The organism is Flavobacterium sp. LHD-80, from assembly GCF_030929605.1.
Lineage (GTDB): Bacteria > Bacteroidota > Bacteroidia > Flavobacteriales > Flavobacteriaceae > Flavobacterium.
This window is the reverse complement of sequence record NZ_JAVFVS010000010.1, coordinates 231,484-255,433: the sequence shown is the minus strand read 5'-3', so window position 1 is coordinate 255,433 and position 23,950 is coordinate 231,484. Positions and strand designations below refer to the sequence as shown.

Annotated in this window: 19 protein-coding genes; 8 read left to right on the top strand and 11 right to left on the bottom strand. The window is 32.8% G+C overall.

All coding sequences use genetic code 11. The annotated features are described in order from the left end of the window. The first annotated feature begins 807 nt into the window (after nucleotides 1–807). The 3 genes from RB619_RS14740 to RB619_RS14730 all read left to right on the top strand — a co-directional run bounded on the left by RB619_RS14740 (nucleotide 808) and on the right by RB619_RS14730 (nucleotide 3,907). Nucleotides 808–1,461 carry a GNAT family N-acetyltransferase gene (locus RB619_RS14740; RefSeq protein WP_308098748.1) on the top strand — a complete coding sequence of 218 codons (654 nt, stop codon included), beginning with the start codon at nucleotides 808–810 and terminating at the stop codon, nucleotides 1,459–1,461. A gap of 146 nt (nucleotides 1,462–1,607) precedes the next feature. Continuing rightward, on the top strand, nucleotides 1,608–2,582 hold the full coding sequence (locus tag RB619_RS14735) for an alpha/beta fold hydrolase (protein ID WP_308098746.1): 975 nt from the start codon (nucleotides 1,608–1,610) through the stop codon (nucleotides 2,580–2,582). A 131-nt stretch (nucleotides 2,583–2,713) separates the two neighbouring features. Further along, nucleotides 2,714–3,907, top strand: coding sequence for an MFS transporter (locus RB619_RS14730; RefSeq protein ID WP_308098744.1), 1,194 nt, complete (start codon nucleotides 2,714–2,716; stop codon nucleotides 3,905–3,907). Nucleotides 3,908–3,913: 6 nt separating this feature from the next. Here the strand turns inward: RB619_RS14730 and RB619_RS14725 are convergent, their stop codons facing one another. After that, entirely contained in the window at nucleotides 3,914–4,687 is a 774-nt protein-coding gene (locus RB619_RS14725; RefSeq protein ID WP_308098742.1) for a ThuA domain-containing protein, read from the bottom strand. 30 nt (nucleotides 4,688–4,717) lie between these two features. Further along, entirely contained in the window at nucleotides 4,718–6,481 is a 1,764-nt protein-coding gene (locus tag RB619_RS14720) for a glycoside hydrolase family 9 protein (RefSeq protein ID WP_308098740.1), read from the bottom strand. 308 nt (nucleotides 6,482–6,789) lie between these two features. Here RB619_RS14720 and RB619_RS14715 point away from each other — a divergent pair, with 308 nt between their 5' ends. After that, the gene (locus RB619_RS14715) at nucleotides 6,790–7,893 is read left to right on the top strand and encodes a fatty acid desaturase (protein WP_308098738.1); all 1,104 of its coding nucleotides are present in this window, start codon (nucleotides 6,790–6,792) and stop codon (nucleotides 7,891–7,893) included. 194 nt (nucleotides 7,894–8,087) lie between these two features. Here the strand turns inward: RB619_RS14715 and RB619_RS14710 are convergent, their stop codons facing one another. Beyond that, a complete protein-coding gene (locus tag RB619_RS14710; RefSeq protein ID WP_308098736.1) occupies nucleotides 8,088–8,606 on the bottom strand; it encodes a hypothetical protein in 519 nt (172 codons plus the stop codon). A 175-nt stretch (nucleotides 8,607–8,781) separates the two neighbouring features. Here RB619_RS14710 and RB619_RS14705 point away from each other — a divergent pair, with 175 nt between their 5' ends. Further along, on the top strand, nucleotides 8,782–9,435 hold the full coding sequence (locus tag RB619_RS14705; RefSeq protein WP_308098734.1) for a M15 family metallopeptidase: 654 nt from the start codon (nucleotides 8,782–8,784) through the stop codon (nucleotides 9,433–9,435). Here the strand turns inward: RB619_RS14705 and RB619_RS14700 are convergent, their stop codons facing one another. The 8 genes from RB619_RS14700 to tsaD all read right to left on the bottom strand — a co-directional run bounded on the left by RB619_RS14700 (nucleotide 9,436) and on the right by tsaD (nucleotide 16,748). After that, nucleotides 9,436–9,999: a hypothetical protein gene (locus tag RB619_RS14700; RefSeq protein ID WP_308098732.1), complete on the bottom strand. Its 564-nt coding sequence runs from the start codon at nucleotides 9,997–9,999 to the stop codon at nucleotides 9,436–9,438. Between the two features lie 3 nt (nucleotides 10,000–10,002). Continuing rightward, nucleotides 10,003–11,184: a class I SAM-dependent methyltransferase gene (locus tag RB619_RS14695; protein ID WP_308098730.1), complete on the bottom strand. Its 1,182-nt coding sequence runs from the start codon at nucleotides 11,182–11,184 to the stop codon at nucleotides 10,003–10,005. A 2-nt stretch (nucleotides 11,185–11,186) separates the two neighbouring features. Further along, a complete protein-coding gene (locus RB619_RS14690; RefSeq protein WP_308098727.1) occupies nucleotides 11,187–12,278 on the bottom strand; it encodes an AI-2E family transporter in 1,092 nt (363 codons plus the stop codon). A gap of 113 nt (nucleotides 12,279–12,391) precedes the next feature. Then, on the bottom strand, nucleotides 12,392–13,351 hold the full coding sequence (locus tag RB619_RS14685; protein WP_308098725.1) for a zinc metalloprotease: 960 nt from the start codon (nucleotides 13,349–13,351) through the stop codon (nucleotides 12,392–12,394). Nucleotides 13,352–13,634: 283 nt separating this feature from the next. Next, nucleotides 13,635–14,132 (bottom strand): TrmH family RNA methyltransferase, encoded by a 498-nt coding sequence (locus RB619_RS14680; RefSeq protein ID WP_308098723.1) that lies wholly within the window; start codon nucleotides 14,130–14,132, stop codon nucleotides 13,635–13,637. A gap of 116 nt (nucleotides 14,133–14,248) precedes the next feature. Next, nucleotides 14,249–14,887 (bottom strand): DUF4159 domain-containing protein, encoded by a 639-nt coding sequence (locus tag RB619_RS14675; RefSeq protein ID WP_308098722.1) that lies wholly within the window; start codon nucleotides 14,885–14,887, stop codon nucleotides 14,249–14,251. Between the two features lie 131 nt (nucleotides 14,888–15,018). Beyond that, complete coding sequence (locus RB619_RS14670; RefSeq protein WP_308098721.1) at nucleotides 15,019–15,723, bottom strand: 16S rRNA (uracil(1498)-N(3))-methyltransferase; 705 nt, start codon at nucleotides 15,721–15,723, stop codon at nucleotides 15,019–15,021. 2 nt (nucleotides 15,724–15,725) lie between these two features. Continuing rightward, nucleotides 15,726–16,748, bottom strand: coding sequence for a tRNA (adenosine(37)-N6)-threonylcarbamoyltransferase complex transferase subunit TsaD (gene tsaD, locus RB619_RS14665; RefSeq protein ID WP_308098720.1), 1,023 nt, complete (start codon nucleotides 16,746–16,748; stop codon nucleotides 15,726–15,728). 207 nt (nucleotides 16,749–16,955) lie between these two features. Here tsaD and RB619_RS14660 point away from each other — a divergent pair, with 207 nt between their 5' ends. The 3 genes from RB619_RS14660 to gap all read left to right on the top strand — a co-directional run bounded on the left by RB619_RS14660 (nucleotide 16,956) and on the right by gap (nucleotide 23,836). Beyond that, nucleotides 16,956–21,443 (top strand): translocation/assembly module TamB domain-containing protein, encoded by a 4,488-nt coding sequence (locus RB619_RS14660; RefSeq protein ID WP_308098719.1) that lies wholly within the window; start codon nucleotides 16,956–16,958, stop codon nucleotides 21,441–21,443. Between the two features lie 308 nt (nucleotides 21,444–21,751). Further along, nucleotides 21,752–22,738 (top strand): 6-phosphofructokinase, encoded by a 987-nt coding sequence (pfkA, locus tag RB619_RS14655; protein WP_308098718.1) that lies wholly within the window; start codon nucleotides 21,752–21,754, stop codon nucleotides 22,736–22,738. A gap of 93 nt (nucleotides 22,739–22,831) precedes the next feature. Further along, nucleotides 22,832–23,836, top strand: coding sequence for a type I glyceraldehyde-3-phosphate dehydrogenase (gap, locus tag RB619_RS14650; RefSeq protein WP_308098717.1), 1,005 nt, complete (start codon nucleotides 22,832–22,834; stop codon nucleotides 23,834–23,836). The last annotated feature ends 114 nt before the right edge of the window (nucleotides 23,837–23,950 follow it).

The following is a 23,950-nucleotide window of genomic DNA, read 5'->3' as shown; positions in this document are numbered from 1 at the left end:
GAATAAGTTGCTTTAAAAAGGTAAATAAAAATGTGGCAGAATCGTGGCAAGCGGTTTTTGAAATCATTGAAAACATAGAATTGGTGCGGGTTTAGAGCCTTAGGTTCGAATCCTTCTGCGTTCACAGCAGACCCACTCAATTCGAGTGGGTTTTTTGTTTTCTATATTTAGCTGTTTTTAAAAACGATCAAAAAAATGTGGCAAAACCGTGGCAAAACGGTATTTGAAATTAATGAAAACATAGTATAGATGCGGGTTGCGGGCTATAGTTGCAATCCTTCTGGGATCACAACAAAAGCTACTCAATCGAGTAGCTTTTTTGTTTTATACCCTTTTTAAAACATGAAATTTTCTGTTTTTTTAATGTTATGATTTTAGTTATTGTAATTTGATATAACTACCAATTATTAGTTTAGGGTAAATACATCTCTACATATTCCTCTCATTTTGAAAAGCTAATCATCTCATTTTGATAATTTTCTGATAAAAACAGCTTGTGCTTATTTTGTACCCCGCTTATAATCAATGATTTGATGGTTTTTGATTTGTTTTGGCATGTGATTTGTTTTTAGAGTAAAACAAAGACAGTCATTTTGTAAAATCAATAAGAAAATCAAAAATATGAAAGCAAATAAAACAAGAAGAAAAGAGCTTGCCAAATTATACATATCAAATAAATCTATGAAAAAGAAAGATAGGATTATAAACATAATGGTGTTTAGTATAGTTTCCTTTATTGCTATTTTGCTAATCTCTCAAATAGCGTAAAACTGTAAAGAAAATTGATGAAAATTTATCAAAACGATTATGAAAATTATAAGCCCAATAATTGATCCTAAAATAAATCTAACGAATAAGAAAAGTTTCTTTTCTACTGCATTTTGTAATAATGAATCTGCTTTATCTGCTGAAGGAAATGAAAATTCAGTTGAATTTACTGTTGAAAAAGCAAGATCGGTTCATACCTTTTGGATCAGACAGATTTGCGAGGTAACGCTATCATCGTCTATAGAGCGTGGCACGGGTATATCAGGACGCTCTCCAGAACTTTTGGAAACAAAAATAAAAAAAGGAGAAGCCGTGATAGCATTTGCTTCAGATGGTCGATGGGCTGGTTTTTCGTTTATTTCTTCTTGGGAAAATGATAGATATGTTTCTAATTCGGGATTAATTGTAGCGCCTGAATTTAGACATACTGGACTTGCTAAAAGAATTAAAGAGAAAATTTTTGAGTTGAGCCGTGAAATGTATCCCAACGCTCGCATTTTTAGTTTAACCTCAGGGCGAGCCGTAATGAAAATGAACCATGAACTCGGTTTTGAGCCCGTTACCTTTTCTGATCTGACTTCGGATGAGATTTTCTGGGAGAGTTGTAAAACATGTGTAAACTGCCCGATATTAATGAGTAAAGAAAGAAAAAACTGTTTATGTACTGCTATGCTTTATGATCCGAAAAAATAGATAGAAATGATATATCTGTAAAATTTAAATAAATACAAGATTTTTGTTCAGCATAGAATAAATTTATAGATAAAAAAAAGAAAGTTTTTGATTACATATTGATTGATTTAGTAGCTTTGTATAAAGCACCCAAAAACTTTTTGATTATGCCAGTAATTGAACAATCAGAATATAATTTTCCTTCTATTATTCATAGAAACAGGCATGTTTCTACTATTTATGCTGCTTTGATTAAAAAGTTTGACGTTCCAGGATACACAAGAGAAAAATTGGAGTTGACGGATGGAGATTTTATCAATATCGACTTTATATTAAACGATCCTAAAAAAGCAGTTATTTTATGCCATGGTCTAGAAGGCGATTCAAGAAGAACTTACAATAATAGTTGTGCTGCTTATTTTCAACAGAAAGGATTCTCAGTTTTTGCTTGGAATAATCGTACCTGCGGAGGAGAAATGAATCGTTTGCCAAGACTTTATCACCATGGCGCAGTCGATGATCTGGATGCAGTTGTTCAGTTTGTGCTGCAAAAAGGATTTGAGGATGTTTATATGATTGGATATTCAATGGGAGGTGTGCAACTTTTGAATTACTTTGGATGGACTAAAATTGATAAGCGAATAAAAGGCGGTGTTTCGATTTCAGTTCCAACTCACATTGCGACAAGCGCCGAGGTGCTCAAACAAGGCTTTAATAGGGTTTATTTAAAGAATTTTACAATTGATATTAAAAGAAAACTTAAACATAAAGCAACACAATTCCCTGATTTTATAAATAGCGATCAGATCGATAATATTACTTCTTTTGACGAAGTTGATCATTATTTTACAGCGCCATTGCATGGTTTTGCGAGCCGAGATGATTATTATCAGCGTGTTTCTCCTGAATTTTCACTTAAAGATATTACGACTCCGGTTTTAATTATCAATTCTCTTGATGATCCGTTTTTAGGAGAAAGATGTTACCCACGGGCAATTGCTAAAGAAAGCGAATATGTTTATCTGGAAACACCAAAATATGGAGGACACTGTGCTTTTCCGTTGCGAAATTCAACTTATTCTTATGCAGAAAAAAGAGCTTACAAGTTTTTTAAAACCTGCAAAAATTCTTCATTGGATTAACTCAAATTTAGTAGATTTTCGGTTCATCATTTTAAATAAATTTCCCAGACTTTATTAGAATAGAAAGGTATATTTGCATCGCGAAATCATTTCTTTATTTTCTTTGATGAAAATGTTCTAATTACCTGATAATGGCCCAAAATAAAAAATCTATTTATACCCTTCAATTTATTTTGCTTTGTATGAGTTCGCTTTTGTTCTCGTCAAGTTTTAATATGATTATACCGGAACTTCCTAGTTATTTAAGCAGTTTAGGTGGAGCAGAGTATAAAGGTTTTATTATTTCATTATTTACACTTACAGCTGGAATTTCACGTCCTTTTAGTGGAAAACTTACAGATAAATGGGGGAGAGTTCCAGTAATGGCAGTTGGATCAACCGTTTGCGTTATCTGTGGATTTTTATATCCAATATTAAGTTCGGTTTCGGGATTTTTGTTTTTGCGATTAGTACATGGTTTCTCAACAGGATTTAAACCTACGGCAACATCAGCCTATGTGGCGGATATTATTCCTCAGGAGCGATGGGGAGAAGCCTTGGGTTTGCACGGTTTATGTTTTAGTATTGGTGGCGCTTTAGGACCTGCAATTGGCGGAATGGTTGTAAATGCGTTTGGTATTGAGGTTATGTTTTACAGTTCTTCTTTTCTTGCTTTTTTATCCATTGTTATTGTGATGAATATGAAAGAAACTTTGGCGGTAAAAGAAAAGCTTCATAAATCTATGTTCTATCTTAGTCGAAAGGATATTATTGATAGAGGAGCACTTCCTGCAGGAGTTATTACATTTTTTTCTTATACTGCATATGGTTTGATTTTGACATTGATTCCAGATTGGAGCCAACATTTGGGAGCGCAAAACAAAGGCGTATTCTTTACTGCTTTTACAATTGCTTCTGTTTTAGTACGTTTTGGTGCTGGAAAAGTTTCTGATCGTTACGGACGTACAAATGTTATTCTGATTGGATTAATTATAACTTCTTTTGCATTATTTGTAATCAGTGAAGGAAAGGAGTTGAATGTCATGCTTGCTGGTGCTGCGCTTTACGGAATGGGAACGGGCATATTATCACCTGCTATAAACGCTTGGACTATAGATTTAAGTCGGCCGGAGCATCGTGGAAAAGCAATTGCAACCATGTATATTTCTATGGAAATTGGAATAGGCTGTGGCGCTTTACTAGGCGGAAGCTATTATAACGATCACATAATGCGAATACCTTTAATTATGAAAATTGATATTTTGGTATTATTTATGGGGATTGTGTTTCTTTTATTTTGGAAAAGAAATTACAGCAATAAAAGAAAAAAACAAAACGTACAGTAATACTTCTCAATTTTTAGAAGTTACCCAGAAAATTGAATTTCTCAAGAGTGTTTTATAGGCTTCATTATTAAATAATTCTGGGGAATGTCCCATAAATATGTAAACATTTCGTGAAGCAAAATGATCATTTGTCCACACTACAGGATGATCGCCCATTTTGATTTGTGAATTAGGTACATAAGTAGATTCATCTACAGAAGCTAAAACATGAACATTCGCACGCGGACTTTTATCATAAATGTACCATTCTTCTTTTTGTATTAAAAAGTTAGATGGAATTCCTTTTAATACAGGATGCAATTTGTCTTCAATTTTTACTTTGGCGTCAGCAAAAGTTGGAATGTAATTCACGAATTTTATTCCTCCCATAAAATCAGAAAACCATTGCCACATTGGGTATCCGTCAAATTCTCCGAGTAAAGTTGCATGATGCAAACCTACCCAGCCACCTTTTCCACTGTTCATGTATTTTTGAAATGCTTGCATCGACTCTTCGCTCCAAGTGTAAGGAGGATAATCGAGTTGTATAAAAACCTTATATTGTTTTAAAAGCGCTTCGTTTATTGTTTGGGTATTTTCAATATAATCAATTGTAAAACTGCTGTCGATTGCCAGCTTGTTCAGCCAAGGTTTCGCGGCTAAAGTAAAAGGCAAATGATGTCCGCCGTTTTCGTACAAAACTAAAGCCTTAAATTTTGATTTTTTGCCCTGTCCGAAGCAATTCTCTTGAAGAAAAAAACTTGTAATCAATAAGATAATTGCTAATATTGAATTTTTCATTTAATCGTAATTATAGTTTCTAATAGAATCCTAATTTTTATTTTCGACCAAAGCTGTAATTGCCTGTAAAAACCAAGCTGAATGCGGAATCCATTGTTCTGTCCAACGCCATTCGTCATTTCCGTCAACATCCATTTTAAAATCTATTCCTGATCCGTCTGGGTTTCCTTCTTTACCAGTAATGCCATTTGAAATTCCGCCTTTCTCTGAACCATGTCCATAATTTGAATACATATACGGAACATTAGTTTCTCCAAATTGATATAAAAAACATACTGAATAAGGATTACAGCCTAAAATCCAAGATAATTGCTGTGAGGAGTATAAATTAAGCGGTTTTTTCTCAGAATCTTTTTTTGAAATTATTTTCCCGCCTTCTATCGCTGCTGTAGCTAATGATGCTAATCTTGCATTTTCACCTTGCCACCACCAGCCGGTTTCATTTTCATGCGGAATAAAAAAGCCGTCTTTTAATTTATTCTCAAACAAAAACGTTTGTCTAGCATAACCAAACGGATTTTCTACATTATTGGTAACAGTCAAATTATATTCTAAAGCTTTTTTTATAACGTTTTTTGCCGCTTTAATTTCATTATTGTCGTTTTCTTTTTTCAAATATCTTGTCAGAGCCACAACTGGTAAGCCTGCGTCTGCGGCATGCCAAAACGGACGGTCAGTTTCATTGGTTCTAAACCAGCCTTTATCGCTCATTTTACTTTCAAGAGTATGCGCCCATTTTCGTGCTTCTTCTTTGTAGAAATTATCATTTGTAGCAATCCATAATTCGCTTGCAGCCATTAGAGCACAGTAATTGTCAATAATATTTTCTTTTCCGTCATCATCATATTTGGCATTGTTTATTAATAAATGTGCATAAGCGCGTTTGGCTCCGTCAAGATATTGTTTAGAAGTAAAATCGCCGTATTTTTTCCATTGCGAAATTCTAGCCAATGATGCAATTGCCATTCCGCCGCCTTCGCGAAAAGCACTCTGATATTCATCTGTAGTTACGCTATTGGCTTTAAGACCAACAATTCTCCTTGCTGATGGATTTTTGTCAAAATAACTGAAAACTATCATATAAAAATAATCTTCATCAGACAGGCAACGCATCAAATAATCAGCGCCCCAAATGGCTTCGGAGTCTAATGAATCTTTTATTTTCCATTGTTCAAGTTTTTCAGGAATTGCTTCAGATGTATTAATAAGCGACCAAGTCACTAATGGAGTTTGCTGTGGCGAAACAAAATTGGCGTAAGCCAAATGCGACATATATTTACTCACATCGCCAGATGCGTCGCACCATCCGCCATGAACATCGACTCTTTTTGTGCTGCCAAATAATAACATGTTTTTGTCGGCTTCAAGTTCTTCCGACGTATTGGCTCTTTGCTTATTATAGTAATGTACAATTGACGAAATGGTTCGCTTTGCCAATATATCTTCTTCAATTGAAAAACTGGCAGATTCATAAATTTGGTCCGCAATCTTGAAAGTAATTTTATAATTTCCAATTTTCTCAAAAGATGAAAAATCGGCTTTATAATAAATTTCCCCAAGATTCCAGTCCTCTACTTTTTGCGCTTTTCCAATTAATCCAGCAAATACTGTTTTATTTGTTTTGCTATCAATAACATCAAAACTTGAATTCGCTTTCAAATCGCCTTTAGCTCCTATTATGGCTATTTTTTGACTTTTAGGATTATAGCCAACTTGATTTACGTAAATATTAGTTCTGCTGAATGCCACAGCAGAAAAAAGAAAAATGATTGCGATGTATTTAAATTTCAGCATAATTAAAAGTTTCTAAAAATGTATTTAATAAGCAAAATACGAAAAGAGAAATTCTATGGCAACTTTATAAATTCAGTAATTTACAATTGAATTAGATTGTGACAAGTAGTGTTTGCTGTGTTTATATAGAAAATTAAATAAAAAATGATGTGTTTTTGTTGTGCTTTTTGGGACTACTTCTGTATTTTTCTATACTTTTTCAATGTTAAGTTTTTCTTACTTTTTTTAAATGCTAATGATTTGTTTTGATGTGTTTTAACTTTTTTTTGTTAAATTTGGTATGACAATTTCTAGCAAAACCAAATAGTATGGAAAAATTAAAACGCCCAGTTTATGTCAAAGCGGGTCATGATGATTTTTTTAAAAAGTTGCGCACAGAAGTGAACGAAACTGTTTTACAAAACTCATCATTGTATCTGTTAAACATTATTAAGTCTGTCGGACTTGTAATTCTTTTCTTTTTGTTTTATACCTGTATTTTACTGTTTGGAAACAGTACTCCGTTGTTATTTCTCTTTTATATTTTGTGCGGTTTTACCATGATCGTACTCTTTATAAATGCCTTTCATGATGCCGCGCACGGAGCACTTTTTAAAAAAGCAAAATACAATGAACGTTTTATGTACATTTTAGAGCTTTTTGGAAGTAATCATTGGCTTTGGACTCGTCGCCACATTAATCTTCATCACGCTTATCCAAATGTTCCAGATTGGGATATTGATATCAAACAGAGCGATATTATTAGGATTTTCCCAAATAGTCCATTACTTAATTGTCATAAATACCAGCACATTTACATGTGGTTTATTTATCCGCTTTATAGTTTGAACTGGATTTACATTCGTGATTTTAAAGATTTCTTTGGCACAAAAAACAACTATGTAAAAAAAGTAGTTGAAAAAATACCTAAAAGAGAAGTTTATAGATTATTTGCAGCAAAAATTATAAACCTGGTTTATTTGCTTTTTATTCCAATGTTTTTGTTAAGTCAGCCTTGGTATATAGTTTTAGGAGGTTGGTTTGCCATGCATTTATGCGGAAGCGCACTTGGGGTTGTCGCTCTAGTTTCTACACATGTTGACGAAGATGCACATTTTCCAGGAACAGATGAAGAAGGAAATTTATCTGCAACTTGGGCAATGCATCAAATGATTGTAACAAAGGATTTTAGCACAAACAGCAAATTAGCTAATTTTTTATACGGAGGTTTTACGCATCATGTAGCGCACCATCTTTTTCCTGGCGTTGCTCATACCTATTATCCATACATCACGCCAATTATAATGCGATATGCCGAAGAATATAATCTTCCATACACTTCTTATCCGTTTTATCACGCCGTGCGTTCACATTTCAGAATGCTAAGGGATAAAGGAATTCAGGAAAATATTTTGATGACAGGGGAGATTTAGTGGTCAGTGTTCAGTTTTTTAGTGCTCAGTCTCATTTAAGCTTAAAGTGCCACCCTGAGCGAAGTCGAAGGGCGCTCCAATTGGAACGTGGGCTTCGACTTCGCTCAGCCTGACAAAACATTAATTTACTCTTCTTATTTAACTAAACACTGAACACTAAAAAACTGAACACTGAACACTAAAAAAAATACTAATTACTCAACTTCCGCATTCCCTTTCTTAATATTCAAATCTCTTAATAAAGAATCTTTCAGTACAATTCTAAAATTATCTTCGGCGTAAACCTTTAGTTTAGATTCGCTGAATTTATAGACATTGATTTTGTTGTTTTTTATATCCAAATACAAATCATAGGAATACGTATTGCAGTCATGTTGTTTGCATCCGCTGGCGTGTAAAATATCGCCTTCTTTTTCAAACGGAGTTTCAGTATTCCAATGTTTTATCATTTCATCATAATCAGTGCCTAAAAGTGTTTTTAATCTTGGAGCGATACTGCTTTGTGATAATAAATGAGTTCCAATGGCACTTTTGCCTACCAGATTTATCAGAGTATCCGTCGGGTTGATTACGGCAGAATCTGCTTTTAGAGCTTCCGTTCTTATTGAAGTAGAGTCGGTTGTGGGAACACTTTTGATGCTTTCTTTTTTGCAGGACATTATAGCTAAACAACTTAATGAAACTATAAATAAATGTTTTGTTCTTTTGTTCATAGTATTTATTTTTGAATTAACTGATTGACTTATAAAGTGTTGTTTAGCTAATTTAATAAAAAAATACTAGATTTTTATTTCAAAAAAGAGAGAAATAGTTTTTTGAAAATTGTAAAATATTAAATATCAGATTCCGTTATTTTTGTTTAATTTCAATTTTTAAATAATAAACTTTATGTCACAATCTTTTAAAATCTTGTTTTTTGCTGGTTTTCTTTTTTGGAATATTTCTTCAAAAGCCCAAAATGAAGTTTACGCTAGTCCAGTAAAACAAGTAATTCCAGATACTTCCTTCGTTAATTTAAAAGATTTCAGTACAGATTTTGTCTATGACATGAAATATGCAACCGAAGATAATTTTTTGAAAGCAAAAGTATATGATTGTGCCGAATGTGTATTGCGAATGAAAACCGTAAAAGCATTAATTGCAGCAAATAATGATTTCAAGAAGAAGGGATTCAGAATAAAACTTTACGATTGTTACAGGCCATTATCGATTCAAAAAAGAATGTGGGAAATTGTATCAAATCCTGAATACGTGGCCGATCCAAAAAAAGGCTCCATCCATAATAGAGGAGGAGCCGTTGATATTTCAATAGTTGATGCTAATGGAAAAGAAGTTGATATGGGAACTCCTTTTGATTTTTTCGGAATAGAAGCCAGTCACAATTATGAAAATCTTTCAAAAAAAATTAAATCAAACCGAAAGTTTTTGAAAAAAATAATGATCAAAAATGGTTTCAATTCTTTTGATTCAGAATGGTGGCATTATAATTTAAAAACAGGTTTGAAAGATAAGGTTTCGAATCAAAACTGGAAATGCGAATAATTATTCAACGCATCGAATGTTCTGAATAAAATAAGTATCAGGATTATACACTTTGCCGTTCATTTCAGATGTTAATTCGCTTTTAACGATATAATCTTCAGTATCAGTCAAATATTTAATTCGCATCATTGTTACAGGCGATTTTTTAAGTTCTTCATAATTATCTTTCATGAACATAAAAATACCAGTATTCACCCTATTTTCAATGCCGCTGTCGCGAATCAGTGTACCGCAGTTTTCTTGATTAATGTGCATTAATGTTACCACTTTTCCGTTCTGAAGCTGTAAAAATACACGTGAGTTTTTGTCAAAACAGTTTGCTTTTATAAAGTCTTTACTCTTTTGAATAAGCTGTAAATTAAGCGTTGGCAGTCCGTCAGTTTGTGCCAGCGAGAAAAAAACATAGCTAGAGTTTCCTCCAAAGTTTTTTTCACTAATAATGTATTCGTTTGTTACCTTATAAGACCCAATCGAGTCGTTTACATTTACACTGTATTCACATGGTTTTTGTGCAAATGCAGTTAAGGTTAATAAAAAAAGAGTTAGTGTAATTAGTTGTTTCATTGCTTAGATTATTTTGGTGCAAATTAAAACTATTTTGTTATCTTTTACATCAGTTGTAAAAAAACAATACAAATTGCCACCATTTTTTATTTTCCATTTTTTTCGGATGTTTTCTACCGTCTCAGGAAAATTACGAGTTGTTATGTTTGCCTGTTGATTTGCAAGCTCCGTTTTTATCTCATTTTTGCTGTACGGAATTATCTTTTCGATTTTAAAAGCGCGACCCGGAAAATCAATTAATTCTTCAGATGTGTATAAATGAGAATGTTTATGAAGCTTATTTATTTTGAAAAAAGTACTTACTTCATCAAATCCACCTGATTTCATAATAGCCGAATTAGGCTCGTAAAGGTATTTTTGAGGTAAATGATAAGATGGAAATTCATTTTCATTGCCCAAAACAAATTCAAATGTTTCCGTTTTTTCTTTTAAGATATTGGCAGTTTTAATGTTGATGTTGCCGAGATAGTTGTTGTGAATTTCAAAAAGCAGTTCTTTCACTTCATTTTCTAAAGCAATAATATGAATGTTTTTAACGAATTTCAATTCAGATAAACCTGCGGAAATGTCCAGCAAAGGTGCTGTTTTAATTAAAATAGAATCGCTTTTTTCAAAGTAAAAATCTAAAGATTCTGGAACATTTGGCAAGCAATCTTTCAGCATAAAAACCTTGCCTTTTGCATCATTTCTTCGAGAAGGATCAATATAAATCCAATCCCATTTTTGATTTGATTCTTTTAAAATATCTCCCGAATCACCCGCGTGACAAGTCAGATTTTTTACTTTTAACTGTTCAATATTATGTTTTACAATTGCTGATAATTCTGCATTGATTTCACAATGTGTTACAGCTTTAAATTTTTGTGAAAAATAAAAATCATCCACGCCAAAACCTCCTGTAAGATCAATTAGAGTTTCTCCTGAAATTAAAGAAGCTTTATAAGCAGCCGTTTTTTCGGAAGAAGTTTGTTCAACCGAAATTTTGCTCGGATAAATAATGTTTTCCGTTTTAAACCAAGTTGGCAGTTTGTCTTTAGCTTTTGTTTTGGCTTCAATCTGATTTAAAATCGAAATCCAGTCTACTTCTGGAAAAGGATTTTTTTGAAGAGCCAGTTTTGCAATCGAAACACCAATATTTTTAGATATGAAATCTTGAATGTCTTGGTGCAAAATAATAGTATTCAAAGCTAAATTCTTTCGGTTAATACGGAGACGATTTTATTGTCAGGGAAAAATTCTTTTAAAATGACCTTGAGCATAGTATAAACCGGAATTGCTATAATCATTCCAACAATTCCAAATGTAATACCGCTGATTAAAGTAATCAAAAAGATTTCTAATGGGTGCGAATTTACGCTTTTTGATGAAATTATAGGCTGGCTGATATTATTATCGATAGCTTGAACCAATAAAAATCCAATTACGACATAAATAGTTGTAGGCAGAATTTCTGATTGAAAATCTTTTCCAATTAAACTGATCATCGTTAATAATGCAGCCAAAATAGTTCCAATGATTGGACCGATATACGGAATAACATTTAAGATGGCGCATAAAAAAGCAATTACAAAGGCATTTTTATTTCCAAAAATAACCAGAACAATGATATATAAAATGAAAACTACTGTTAGTTGTAAAAGCAAACCAATAAAATAGCGAGTCAGTAGATGATTTATTTTAGTTATTGAATTTAAGATTTTGTCTTCATTTGTATCAGGAAGAATTTTTCTGGCTTGGCTTTTAAAAGTTTCTTGGTCTTTAATGAAAAAGAAAGTGATAAAGAACACCGAAACTAATCCCATTCCCATATCGGCCATAAAACTCATAATCGAGTTTATAAAGCTTGTGAAATAGTTAAAATCTAAAGCCGATGTTATTTTGGAATCATTCAGCATTTTGCTCAAATCAACATGCTGAATATTGAAATACGTCTCTAGACTTTTTTCCGTTTCAACAAATTGTGCTTGTAAATGATTGGTGTCTAAAAGCGCTAAATTATTTGCTTGCGAAATAATTAGAGGAACAAATAAAAGAATAAAACCAACCATCAACAATATAAAAAGGATTATTGTTGTGGTCGCCGCCAATGAATTGCCAAACTTCAATTTATTTTTTAAAAACTGGACTAACGGATTTGCTATTAAGCACAGAATTAGTGAAATACAGAGGTAAACAATTACAGTTTGTATTTCATATAAAAAGTACAATACCGCACTAATGACAAGTATAGTTGCTAATGCTCTTAAAATTCCGTTAGAAATGATTTTTGATGTTATCATATTTAGGTTTTAGACCATAAATATAGGAAAAAGCTTTTAAAATTTTAGGGCAAAAAAAAAGCGAGATCGTTAAATCTCGCTTTTAAAACATTGACTTGGTTTTATAATGTTTTTTATTGAGCAAATGCTGCTCTTGGTCCGCCAGTTGCGAATATTGCAGTCATTCTGCTTTTTTGACCTGTAGAGAACATATACATTGCGTTATCATCAACATAATCCATATAGTTCATTGTCATTTCAACCGGAGTTCCTGAACAAGTACTGTAGTGAGGATATGCAGGTACGCCATAATTTGCAGTGTTGTGCGTTGGAGTATCAGATACTAAGTCGCTTCCGCAAGTTGCATCTCCCCAAATGTGGCGTAAATTCATCCAGTGTCCTACTTCGTGAGTAGCCGTTCTTCCTAAGTTAAAAGGAGCATTTGCAGCACCTGATAAACCGAAGTAACGTGAATCAATTACAACTCCATCAGTTGATGATGCTCCGCCAGGAAATTGCGCATAACCTAAAATGCCACCACCAATAGCACAAGACCAAAGGTTAAGTTTTGTTGTAGGAGATGTTGGAGCAATCCCGCCTTGTGCAGTTTTTTTCATGGCATCATTTGTACCCCAAGATGTTTTGGTTGTCGATTTACGAATAACCTGATCTAATACAAATGTAATTCCGATGTTTGCTTTTACTCCTGCAAACAGAGCAGGAACGCTGTTGTAATCAGAGTTTAAAGCATTGAAATCTTTGTTTAGCACATCAATTTGAGTTTGGATCTGTGCATTTGAAATGTTTTGTGCAGTTGTTTTGTACAACACGTTAACGACAACTGGAATTTCGATTTTGCCATTTACTAAACGGCCAGAAAATCCTTTAAGCAATTGTTCATTCGTGAATGCTTCAATTTCGTTCATTCTAATGGCCTGCATCGGATCTGCTTTTAATTGTGCTTCCAATACATCCTGTGACGCACAAGAACGTCGTGCGGCAGCACTAGCATCTGAACCAGCTGCTTCATTTTGGTCATTTTGACAAGAAAACAGCATTAACGCTGCAACTGCGGTAATAAAAATCTTTTTCATAATAATTTGGGTTTTTGTTATAAAAAATTAAATTTGGTTAACTATAACGCAATTTTATAACAAAAAAATATTGTAGAAAAATATTACAAAGATTATTTTGTGAGAAATTTTGCAAAGCCTTACAGATACTGATTCCTACAAAAAATAAATAAAAAATATTAGCAAGTATTTTCTTTCTTTCATGTTTTTAAGGTGTATTTCGTCTTGATTTTCTGTTGTTTATCGAAAAAATTAAACAAATCAAATCGGCAAATAAACGATAGGATGCTTCAAAAAGAATTTTTTACAAAGAAGTAATCTCATAAAGTGCAATACTGGCAGCTTGTACAACATTCATACTGGAATTTTTTCCGAACATATTTATGTGCACAATTTGATGTGAAATTTTTAAAAGTTCATCAGAAATTCCGTTAATTTCATTTCCAATAATTAATGCAATTTTTTGATTATCAGGGATGATAACTTCTTTGAGCGGTTTGCTGTTGCTTGTAATTTCAAGAGAAATAATTTCGAAATTGTTTTCAAGAAGATGCGTTATCAAATCTGAAGTTTCTTCGATAACTGCATGAGGGACATGCAAATGAGTACTTCGTGAAGTTTTGTTTATTTTTCTTGGCGTCAGTGGAATATCTTTTCCTAAAAAAATGATGTTTTCAACTCCAAAAGCTTCACTAATTCTAAAAAGTGAACCAATATTCTGTTGAAAGTAAATATGATCACAGACTAAAGTTATCGGAAACGTTTTTCTTTCAAATAGATTTTCTTCGTGAGTGAGTTGCATTTTTTTTTTTAGTGAAAAGTAATTAGTAAATAGTAAATAGTAGTGAGTCAGAATCTATATAATTTTTCTTTTTTAATTTGATGAAATACTAGTTGCTAATCACTTGTAACTAGTCACTAATTAGTAAATATATAATTGATGATGTTGGCTCCCATTTTTAAGGCTTTGTCCCTAACATTTACTGGATCATTATGCACTTCAGGATCTTCCCAGCCATCGCCTAAATCACATTCGTAAGTGTAAAGCAAAACCAATTTGTTTTCGACAAAAATGCCAAAAGCCTGCGGACGAGTCCCATCGTGCTCATGAATTTTAGGCAATCCGTTTGGAAAAGGAAAAGGTTTTTGAAAAATAGGATGATTTGCAGGAAGTTCAATTAAATCATTATTTGGAAATATTTTTTTGATTTCTTTTCGAATATACTGATCCATTCCATAATTATCATCGATGTGCAGAAAACCACCAGAGTTGAGATAATTTCTCAGATTGGTGATGTCAGAATCGCTGAAAACTACATTTCCGTGCCCTGTCATATGTACAAAAGGATATGATAGCAAATCTGGATTGCTTGGCTCAACCGTTGATGGTTTTGCTTTTATTCTTGTATTAATATTTGAATTGCAAAAACGAATAAGATTTGGCAAAGAAGTTGGATTTGCATACCAATCACCGCCACCGCTGTATTTAAGCAAAGCGATTTCTTGTGAAAATGAAGGGATTGAAATCAATAAAAACAACAAGAATATTTTTTTCATACAATTTTATATGTTTTTGTCATTTCGACGAAGGAGAAATCACACTAGAAATTCCTCATAGTTTATCGCCAATAGTTGTCGAGCTACTTGTGAGATCCTTCGTTCCTCAGGATGACAAACTTTACGATTAATTATTCATTAAAAAATACAACACTATGGCAAGCCACAACTGCTGCAGTTTCTGTACGTAAACGCGTATTTCCTAAAGTAACTGGTTGGAAATTATTTTCGATTGCCAATGCAATTTCTTTTTCAGAGAAATCACCTTCTGGGCCAATCAATAAAGTTACATTTTCATTTGGTTGTAAAGCTTCTTTAAGTGATTTTTTGTTGGTTTCTTCACAATGGGCAATGAATTGCAAACCTGTATTTTTTTGCTTAATGAATTCTTTAAACGAAATAGCTGGATTTAACTTTGGAAGAAACGTTTCATTTGATTGCTTCATTGCCGAAAGAATGATTTTTTCAAATCGCTCTGCATTTATGGCTTTTCTTTCCGATCGATCGCAAAAGATTGGTGTAATTTCCTGAATTCCAATTTCTGTTGCTTTTTCTAAAAACCATTCAAAACGGTCATTCATTTTAGTTGGCGCAACGGCCAAATGTAAACGAAATTTTGGTTCCTCGGATTTTTGGATTGACAAAACATCAACAATACATTTATTGTCTGAAGCCAGCGTAATTTCGGTTTCAAATAATAATCCTTGACCATTTGTAACATGCAGAATATCTGCATCTTTTTTGCGTAAAACTTTTATTATATGACGGCTTTCTTCTTTGTCAAAATGAAAAGTTTCGGTAGTTTCGTCAATATCAGGATTGTAAAATAATTGCATAATTAAAATTGAATTCGTGCTTTCGAAACTACAGATGCATCTTCAAAACGTTTTGATAAATATTTTTGATAACCAACAATTCCAATCATTGCTGCGTTGTCTGTTGTATATTCGAATTTTGGTATAAAAGTTTTCCAGCCATATTTGCCTTCTGCTTCTTTTAATGTAGTTCTGATTCCTGAATTTGCCGAAACACCGCCACCAATAGCAATTTGCTTGATTCCAGTTTCTTTTACGGCTAATTTCAGCTTATCCATTAAAATTTCGATAATCGTATGTTGGATAGAAGCGCAAATATCAGTCAAATTTTCTTCGATGAAATTTGGGTTTTCTAATTTGTTTTTTTGAATAAAATATAAAATTGCCGTTTTTAATCCGGAGAAACTAAAGTCTAATCCGGGAACTTTTGGTTTGGTGAATTGAAACGCTTTCGGATTTCCTTCTTTCGCGTATTTATCAATCAAAGGCCCGCCTGGATAAGGAAGTCCAAGAATTTTGGCACTTTTATCAAAAGCTTCTCCAACGGCGTCATCAGTAGTTTCGCCAATGATTTCCATGTCAAAAAAGCTATTTACTTTTACAATCTGTGTATGTCCGCCACTAATTGTTAAAGCTAAAAAAGGAAATTCAGGTTTGTCAAATCCTTCTTCGTCTATAAAATGCGCTAAAATATGGGCATGCATGTGATTTACAGCAATAAGCGGAATTTTTAGCGCCAATGATAATGATTTGCTGAAAGAACCTCCAACAAGCAAAGAACCCATTAAGCCCGGTCCTTGCGTAAAAGCAATGGCGCTTAGCTGTTCTTTTTGTATATTTGCTTTACGAAGCGCAGCATCAATTACCGGAACGATATTTTGCTGATGCGCTCTTGAAGCCAGTTCAGGAACTACACCGCCATATTGGTTGTGAATTAACTGGTTGGCAACAACATTTGAGAGTACTTTGTCGTTATGTAAAACTGCAGCAGCAGTATCATCGCAGGAACTTTCAATGGCAAGTATAAAAACCTCTGAATTTTGCATATAAAGGCACAAATTTTGAATTATATTTGACGAATCAAATTTTTAATTTTCTTCAATTATAAGAAGAAGCCAAAATTAAAGAATTTTTATCAAAAACAGCCGTTCTTTGTCTGTGCAAAATAAATTTAAAAGAAAACTAAAATTAAAGCAGCTATCAAAAAAGTAAAGAAAATAGTATCTAGAACTCTAATTGGGTTAATCTTACTTTTGTTGGCTATTGCTATCATACTGTCTTTGCCTGTCGTACAAACAAAAATTGCCAGATATGCGACAGATTCCTTACGAGAAGATTTTAATGCCAATATCACGGTAGGAAAAGTGGCAATCAATATTTTTGGTGGAGTAAAACTAAAGGATGTATTGATTTTAGACCATCATAAAAAAGTTATGATTGCTTCTGAAATTATTACAACTGATATTTTAAGTTTTAAAAGATTGATGGATGGTGATTTGATTTTTGGTGATCTGCGTTTGACGGGTTTGATTTTTAATTTAAAAACCTACAAAAACGAAGACGAGAACAATATCAACAAGTTTGTGAAATTGTTTGAAACTGGAAAACCTTCAAAATCTAAAAAGCATTTTTTGCTCACAGCGAAAAATGCATACATTTCAAAAGGTTTTTTCTCTGTTATTGATGAAAATAAAAACACTCCAAAATTCCTTGAATTTACAAAATTAAACGCTTACATAAGCGATTTTAAGCTTTATGGCCCTGATGTAAATACAAACATTCACAGGTTTTCATTTCAAGATCACCGTGGCTTGTATGTTTCTAATTTTGCTGGAAAATTCAGTTATACCAAAAAACAGATTAAAGTCGAAAATTTGGCTATAAAAACCAAAAGATCTTCGATTTATGGTTACGCTATTTTGAATTATAAAGTAGAGGATTTTCTGCATTTTACAGATAAAGTTAAGTTTGATGTGGCGATTGATTCGGCTTCAATTGCTTCAAATGATATTCGTTTTTTTTATGATGGTTTAGGTAAAAATCAGCATTTTAAAATTAAGACAAAACTGAACGGACCTTTGAATAATTTGAATCTTCGCGGATTGAGATTGTCAGACACAAATGGTTCAAGAATTGTTGGAAATATCAATTTTAAAAATCTTTTGGGTGATAAAATGCAAAAGTTTTCAATGGATGGAAAATTCGATAAACTCATTTCCAGCTATGATAATCTTGTGGTTTTGTTGCCAAATGTATTAGGAAAAAAACTTCCGAAAGAACTTCAAAAGATTGGCAAATTTAATATTGCTGGAAAAGCAAAAGTCTCGACAACTGATCTGGAAGCCAAATTCAAAATGACTACCGATTTAGGAAACGGTGAAGCAGATATTCATATGAACAACATGGATTTCATTGATAAAGCTTCTTATTCGGGTAATATTATTTTGGACAATTTTAATATTGGAGCTTTGTTAGGGCGAAAGGATATTGGTCTTACTACTTTAAATGTAGATGTGGACGGTGTTGGTTTTACTGAGAAATATTTGAATACCATTATAAAAGGTGATATTATAAAATTAGATTACAATAAATACACCTATAATAATATTACTGTAAATGGTAATTTTAAATTGCCTTATTATAAAGGAGAAGTTTCTGTAAACGACCCAAATTTAAGTTTGACTTTTGATGGTTTAGTTGATTTAAGCAAACGTGAAAATAAATATGATTTTCACATTAACGTCGAAAATGCTGATTTACGAAAACTAAAATTTGTGTCAGATTCTATTTCTCATTTTAATGGAGATGCAGTTGTTGAAGTTTCTGGAAACTCGATCGAAAATCTTCAGGGAAATATCTATATAAAAGATGCAGTATATAAAAATCCAAAAAATACGTACGCTTTTGACGATATTACAATCAACTCCAATTTTGATGCAGACAGACTTCGCACCATTACGGTTAGTTCTTCGGATGTTGTAAGCGGAAAAATTGTGGGTAAATTCCGTTTTGATCAGTTGGATAAGCTGGTGATGAATTCCGTTGGAAGTTTGTATACCAATTATAAGCCGTATAAAGTTAGAAAAGGGCAATTTCTACGTTTCAATTTTCATGTTTACGATAAAGTTGTCGAAATGCTTTATCCAGAAATTAATGTTGATTCATCGACAGTTGTTAGAGGTAAAATAGATGCGGATCTTCAGGAATTTAAATTCAGATTTAAATCGAAAAAAATAACGGCTGATAAAAACACTTTTGATAATATCCGAATCAATATTGATAATAAAAACACGCTTTACAATGCATTTGTGGAGCTGGACAGTATTAAAACGCCGTATTATAAAATTCGTGATTTTAACTTGATCAATGTAACATCAAAAGATACATTATTTGTTCGTTCTGAGTTTAAAGGCGGTGATAAAGGTCAGGATTATTTTAATCTCGATTTATTCCATACCATCGATAAAAACAAAAACAACATTGTAGGAATTAAAAAATCTGAAATGAAGTTCAAAGACTATATATGGTATTTGAATGAAGATGCAGAGAAAGATAATCAGATTATTATTGATCAGTATTTTAAAAATTTCACTTTTGATAATATTGTGTTATCGCATGAAAACCAAAAGATTGATTTGAATGGAGCAATCAAAGGGAAAGATTATAAAGATCTCGTCTTGAATTTTGAAGATGTTGATATTAATAAAATTACACCATTAAACTCCAAATTTGTCTTTAACGGAAATTTGAACGGAAGTGTAAATTATAAGCAGAATAAGGATGTTTATCAGCCCACGGCTTCAATTAAAATTGATCATCTTAATTTGAATAAAACAGAATTAGGGACATTGAATTTTGATATTGCGGGAGACCAAAACTTTAAAAAATTCACGATAAATTCCAATATTCAAAATGGTTTTACCGAATCGTTTAAAGCAAATGGAACTTTTGCGATTGAAAATAAAGAGACATTTTTAGACTTAAACTTAAAACTTGAAGGATTTAATCTGGCTACTTTAGGAACCGTTGGTGGAGATGTTATTTCAAATGTACGTGGCTCGGTTTCTGGAAATGCAGCTGTTGTCGGGAATTTGAAAAAACCTGAAATCAATGGACGATTGTATGTTGAAAAAGCTGGAATGACAATCCCTTACCTTAATACCGATTATGAATTAAGCGACCGAACTGTAATCGATTTGACAGATGAGAAGTTTTTGTTTAGAAATAATCAGCTGACAGATACGAAATACAAAACAAAAGGACTTTTAAACGGAACAATTGAGCATCATAATTTTGGTGACTGGAAACTGGATTTAACAATTACTTCAAAAAGATTGTTGGCGCTTGATACAAAAGATAGTGAAGATGCAGCGTATTTTGGAACAGCATTTATAAACGGGACAGCAAGTATTAAAGGCCCAACAGATGGTTTGTTTATTAAAGTTGCGGCCAAATCCGAAAAAGGTACAGAAGTTAAGATTCCGATAAGCAATGCACAAAGTGTTGCCGAAAGCAGTTGGATTCATTTTGTAACGCCAAAAGAGAAATATAATCTAGCTAACGGAATTGTTGAAAAAACAAGAAATTATAACGGACTTGAATTAGAGTTTGATTTTGATATTACCCCAGATGCAGAAGTTGAAGTAATCTTAGACAGGAATTCTGGACATGGTATGAAAGGAAAGGGTTATGGGTCGTTGTTGTTTAAAATTAATACGCTAGGCAAGTTTAATATGTGGGGAGATTTCCAGGCATATGAGGGAACCTATAATTTTAAATATGGTGGTTTGATTGATAAAAAATTCGCTGTAAAAAAAGGAGGATCAATTATTTGGGAAGGAAACCCTATGAAAGCGCAGCTAAATTTAGAAGCGGTTTATAGAACATCTGCAAATCCTGCCGTATTGTTAGAGAATTCTTCTTTCAATAAAAAAGTGCCAGTTGAAGTTGTAATTGGTTTAAGAGGAGATTTAACAAGTCCAGATCCTAATTTTGATATTCAGTTTCCGTCTGTGAGTAGTGTTTTAAAATCGGAGATACAATATAAATTAGATGATAAAGATGTTCGTCAAACTCAGGCTTTGTATTTGCTTTCGACAGGTTCATTTATGAGTCCAGATGGATTTAATCAAAGTGACTTGTCAGGAACATTTGCTGAAACTGCAGCAAGTTTGTTGGGCGGGATAATTAAATCTGACAGTGATAAATTTAATATCGATTTGAATTTTATTTCGGCAGATAAACGAATTGGGCAAGAAGCAGATGGTCAGTTTGTGGCTAATATTTCATCGCAGATTAATGAAAAAATTTCTATCAACGGAAAAGTTGGTGTTCCCGTAGGAGGAGTAAATGAATCTGCTATTGTTGGGGATATTGAAATCCTGTACAGAGTTAATGAAGATGGTTCAATGAATCTTCGACTTTTTAATAAAGAAAACGACATTAATTATATAGGACAAGGAATTGGTTATACACAAGGTGTCGGTATTTCATATGAAGTTGATTTTGATACTTTCAGTGAGTTGGTAAACAAGCTTTTTAAAAGCCATAAACTAGAGCGTACCATAAAAGGTTCAAGTGATGATGTTCAGGATTCTTATTTAAATCCGGATTATATCAATTTTACTACGAAAAAAGACTCTGACAAGAACAAAAAGAAATCGGATAAAAAAGAAGAGGAGAAAAAACCGCAACCTCAAAACAACAATCAGGGCTTAATTCCTGATAATGACGACTTTTAAGATTTTGTTAAAAAAAATCAAATTATAAACCATTATTCTCATAATGGTTTTTTTTATGCTAATTTTAAAGGTTTAAACACTTTTTTGAAAATGAAGTGTACTTCGCAATTTTGTAACACTTCATTTATGTATTGTTAATTTTAAGGATTTAATTAAAATATGTGCCTTTTATTATTTTAAATGAATTTTTTGGTATCAAAAAACTTATTAACGAAAACGTTTGAATTTAACATATTTTATTAAATTATGATAAACATAGCCGGAAAAGTGGTGAATGTTTGCTAATTTTACAACTTAATACTTAAATAATGCCAAAAACAATAAAAAAAGTTGGTGTTCTAACCTCAGGAGGAGACTCGCCAGGAATGAATGCTGCAATACGATCAGTTGTTCGAACATGTGCTTTTCATAATATAGAATGCATAGGAATTTATAGAGGGTATCAAGGAATGATCGAAGGAGATTTCAAAGAAATGGGCCCTCGAAGCGTTAATAATATAGTAAACAAAGGAGGAACGATCTTAAAATCGGCTCGTTCAGTTGAGTTTAGAACGCCAGAAGGTAGAAAAAAAGCTCATGATAACCTTTTAAAAGCTGGAGTTGATGCTCTAGTAGTTATTGGTGGAGATGGAAGCTTTACCGGAGGTTTGATATTTAATTCAGAATATGATTTTCCAGTAATGGGAATTCCAGGTACAATTGATAATGATATTTTTGGTACAAGTCATACTTTAGGATATGATACGGCTTTAAATACTGTGGTAGATTGTATTGATAAAATTAGAGATACAGCAAGTTCACATAATCGTCTGTTTTTTGTAGAGGTTATGGGTAGAGATGCTGGTCATATTGCTCTTAATGCCGGAATTGGGGCAGGAGCAGAAGAAATCCTTATTCCTGAAGAAGATCTAGGTTTAGATCGTCTATTAGATTCACTTCAAAAAAGTAAAGCTTCAGGAAAATCATCAAGTATTGTAGTTATTGCCGAAGGTGATAAAATTGGTAAAAATGTATTCGAATTAAAAGATTACGTTGAAGCTAATTTGCCAGAGTATGACGTAAGAGTTTCTGTTTTAGGACACATGCAGCGTGGTGGTTCTCCATCTTGTTTTGACCGTGTATTGGCAAGCCGTTTAGGAGTAAAAGCTGTGGAGTCTTTAATTGAAGGAAAATCAAATTATATGGTTGGACTTAAAGAAGACAAGGTTGTTTTAACGCCGCTTGAACAGGCAATTAAAGGAAAATCAGAAATTGATAGAGAATTATTAAGAGTGTCAGACATTATGTCGACCTAATAAATAAAAGTTTAAAAAAGGAAAGAAGTTTATTGTGAGGAAATTAGACTTTAAAATTAGTGTAATAAAAACAAAAGCAAAAAATTTAGTAAAATGTCAAAAGTAAAATTAGGAATAAACGGATTTGGACGTATTGGAAGAATCGTTTTTAGAGAGTCTTTCAATAGAGATAATGTAGAGGTTGTAGCAATCAATGATTTATTAGACGTAGATCACTTAGCGTACTTATTAAAATATGATTCAGTTCACGGTCGTTTCGACGGAACTGTAGAAGTTAAAGAAGGAAAACTTTACGTAAACGGAAGAAATATCCGTATTACAGCTGAAAGAAATCCAGCTGACTTAAAATGGAATGAAGTTGATGTTGATGTTGTTGCTGAATGTACAGGTATCTTCACAACTATCGAAACTGCAAGTGAGCACTTAAAAGGTGGAGCTAAAAAAGTAATTATTTCTGCTCCTTCTGCTGATGCTCCAATGTTTGTAATGGGAGTTAACCACGATACTGCTAAAGCTTCTGACTTAGTTGTTTCTAACGCTTCTTGTACTACAAACTGTTTAGCTCCATTAGCTAAAGTTATCAATGATAATTTCGGAATCGTTGAAGGTTTAATGACAACTGTTCACGCTACTACTTCAACTCAAATGACTGCTGACGGACCTTCTAGAAAAGACTGGAGAGGTGGACGTGCAGCTGCAATCAATATCATTCCTTCTTCAACAGGTGCTGCTAAAGCGGTTGGAAAAGTTATCCCATCTTTGAATGGAAAATTAACAGGTATGGCTTTCCGTGTTCCCACAGCTGACGTTTCTACAGTGGATTTAACTGTAAAATTAGCTAAAGAAACTTCTTATGAGGAAATTATGGCTGTTTTGAAAAAAGCTTCTGAAAATGAATTAAAAGGTATCTTAGGATACACTGAAGATGCTGTTGTTTCTCAAGATTTTATTTCTGATAAAAGAACTTCAATCGTTGATGCTACTGCAGGAATTGGTTTAAATTCAACTTTCTTCAAATTAGTATCTTGGTATGACAATGAGTACGGATACTCAAGCAAATTGATCGATTTATCTGTACATATTGCAGGTTTAAAATAATAATATATATTTGTGCAAAATCCCGTTATTTCAAAATAACGGGATTTTCTTATTTTGTTACGTCTTTAATTAATGTAAAAAATACACTTTTTATTTAATAAAGAAAAACTAACC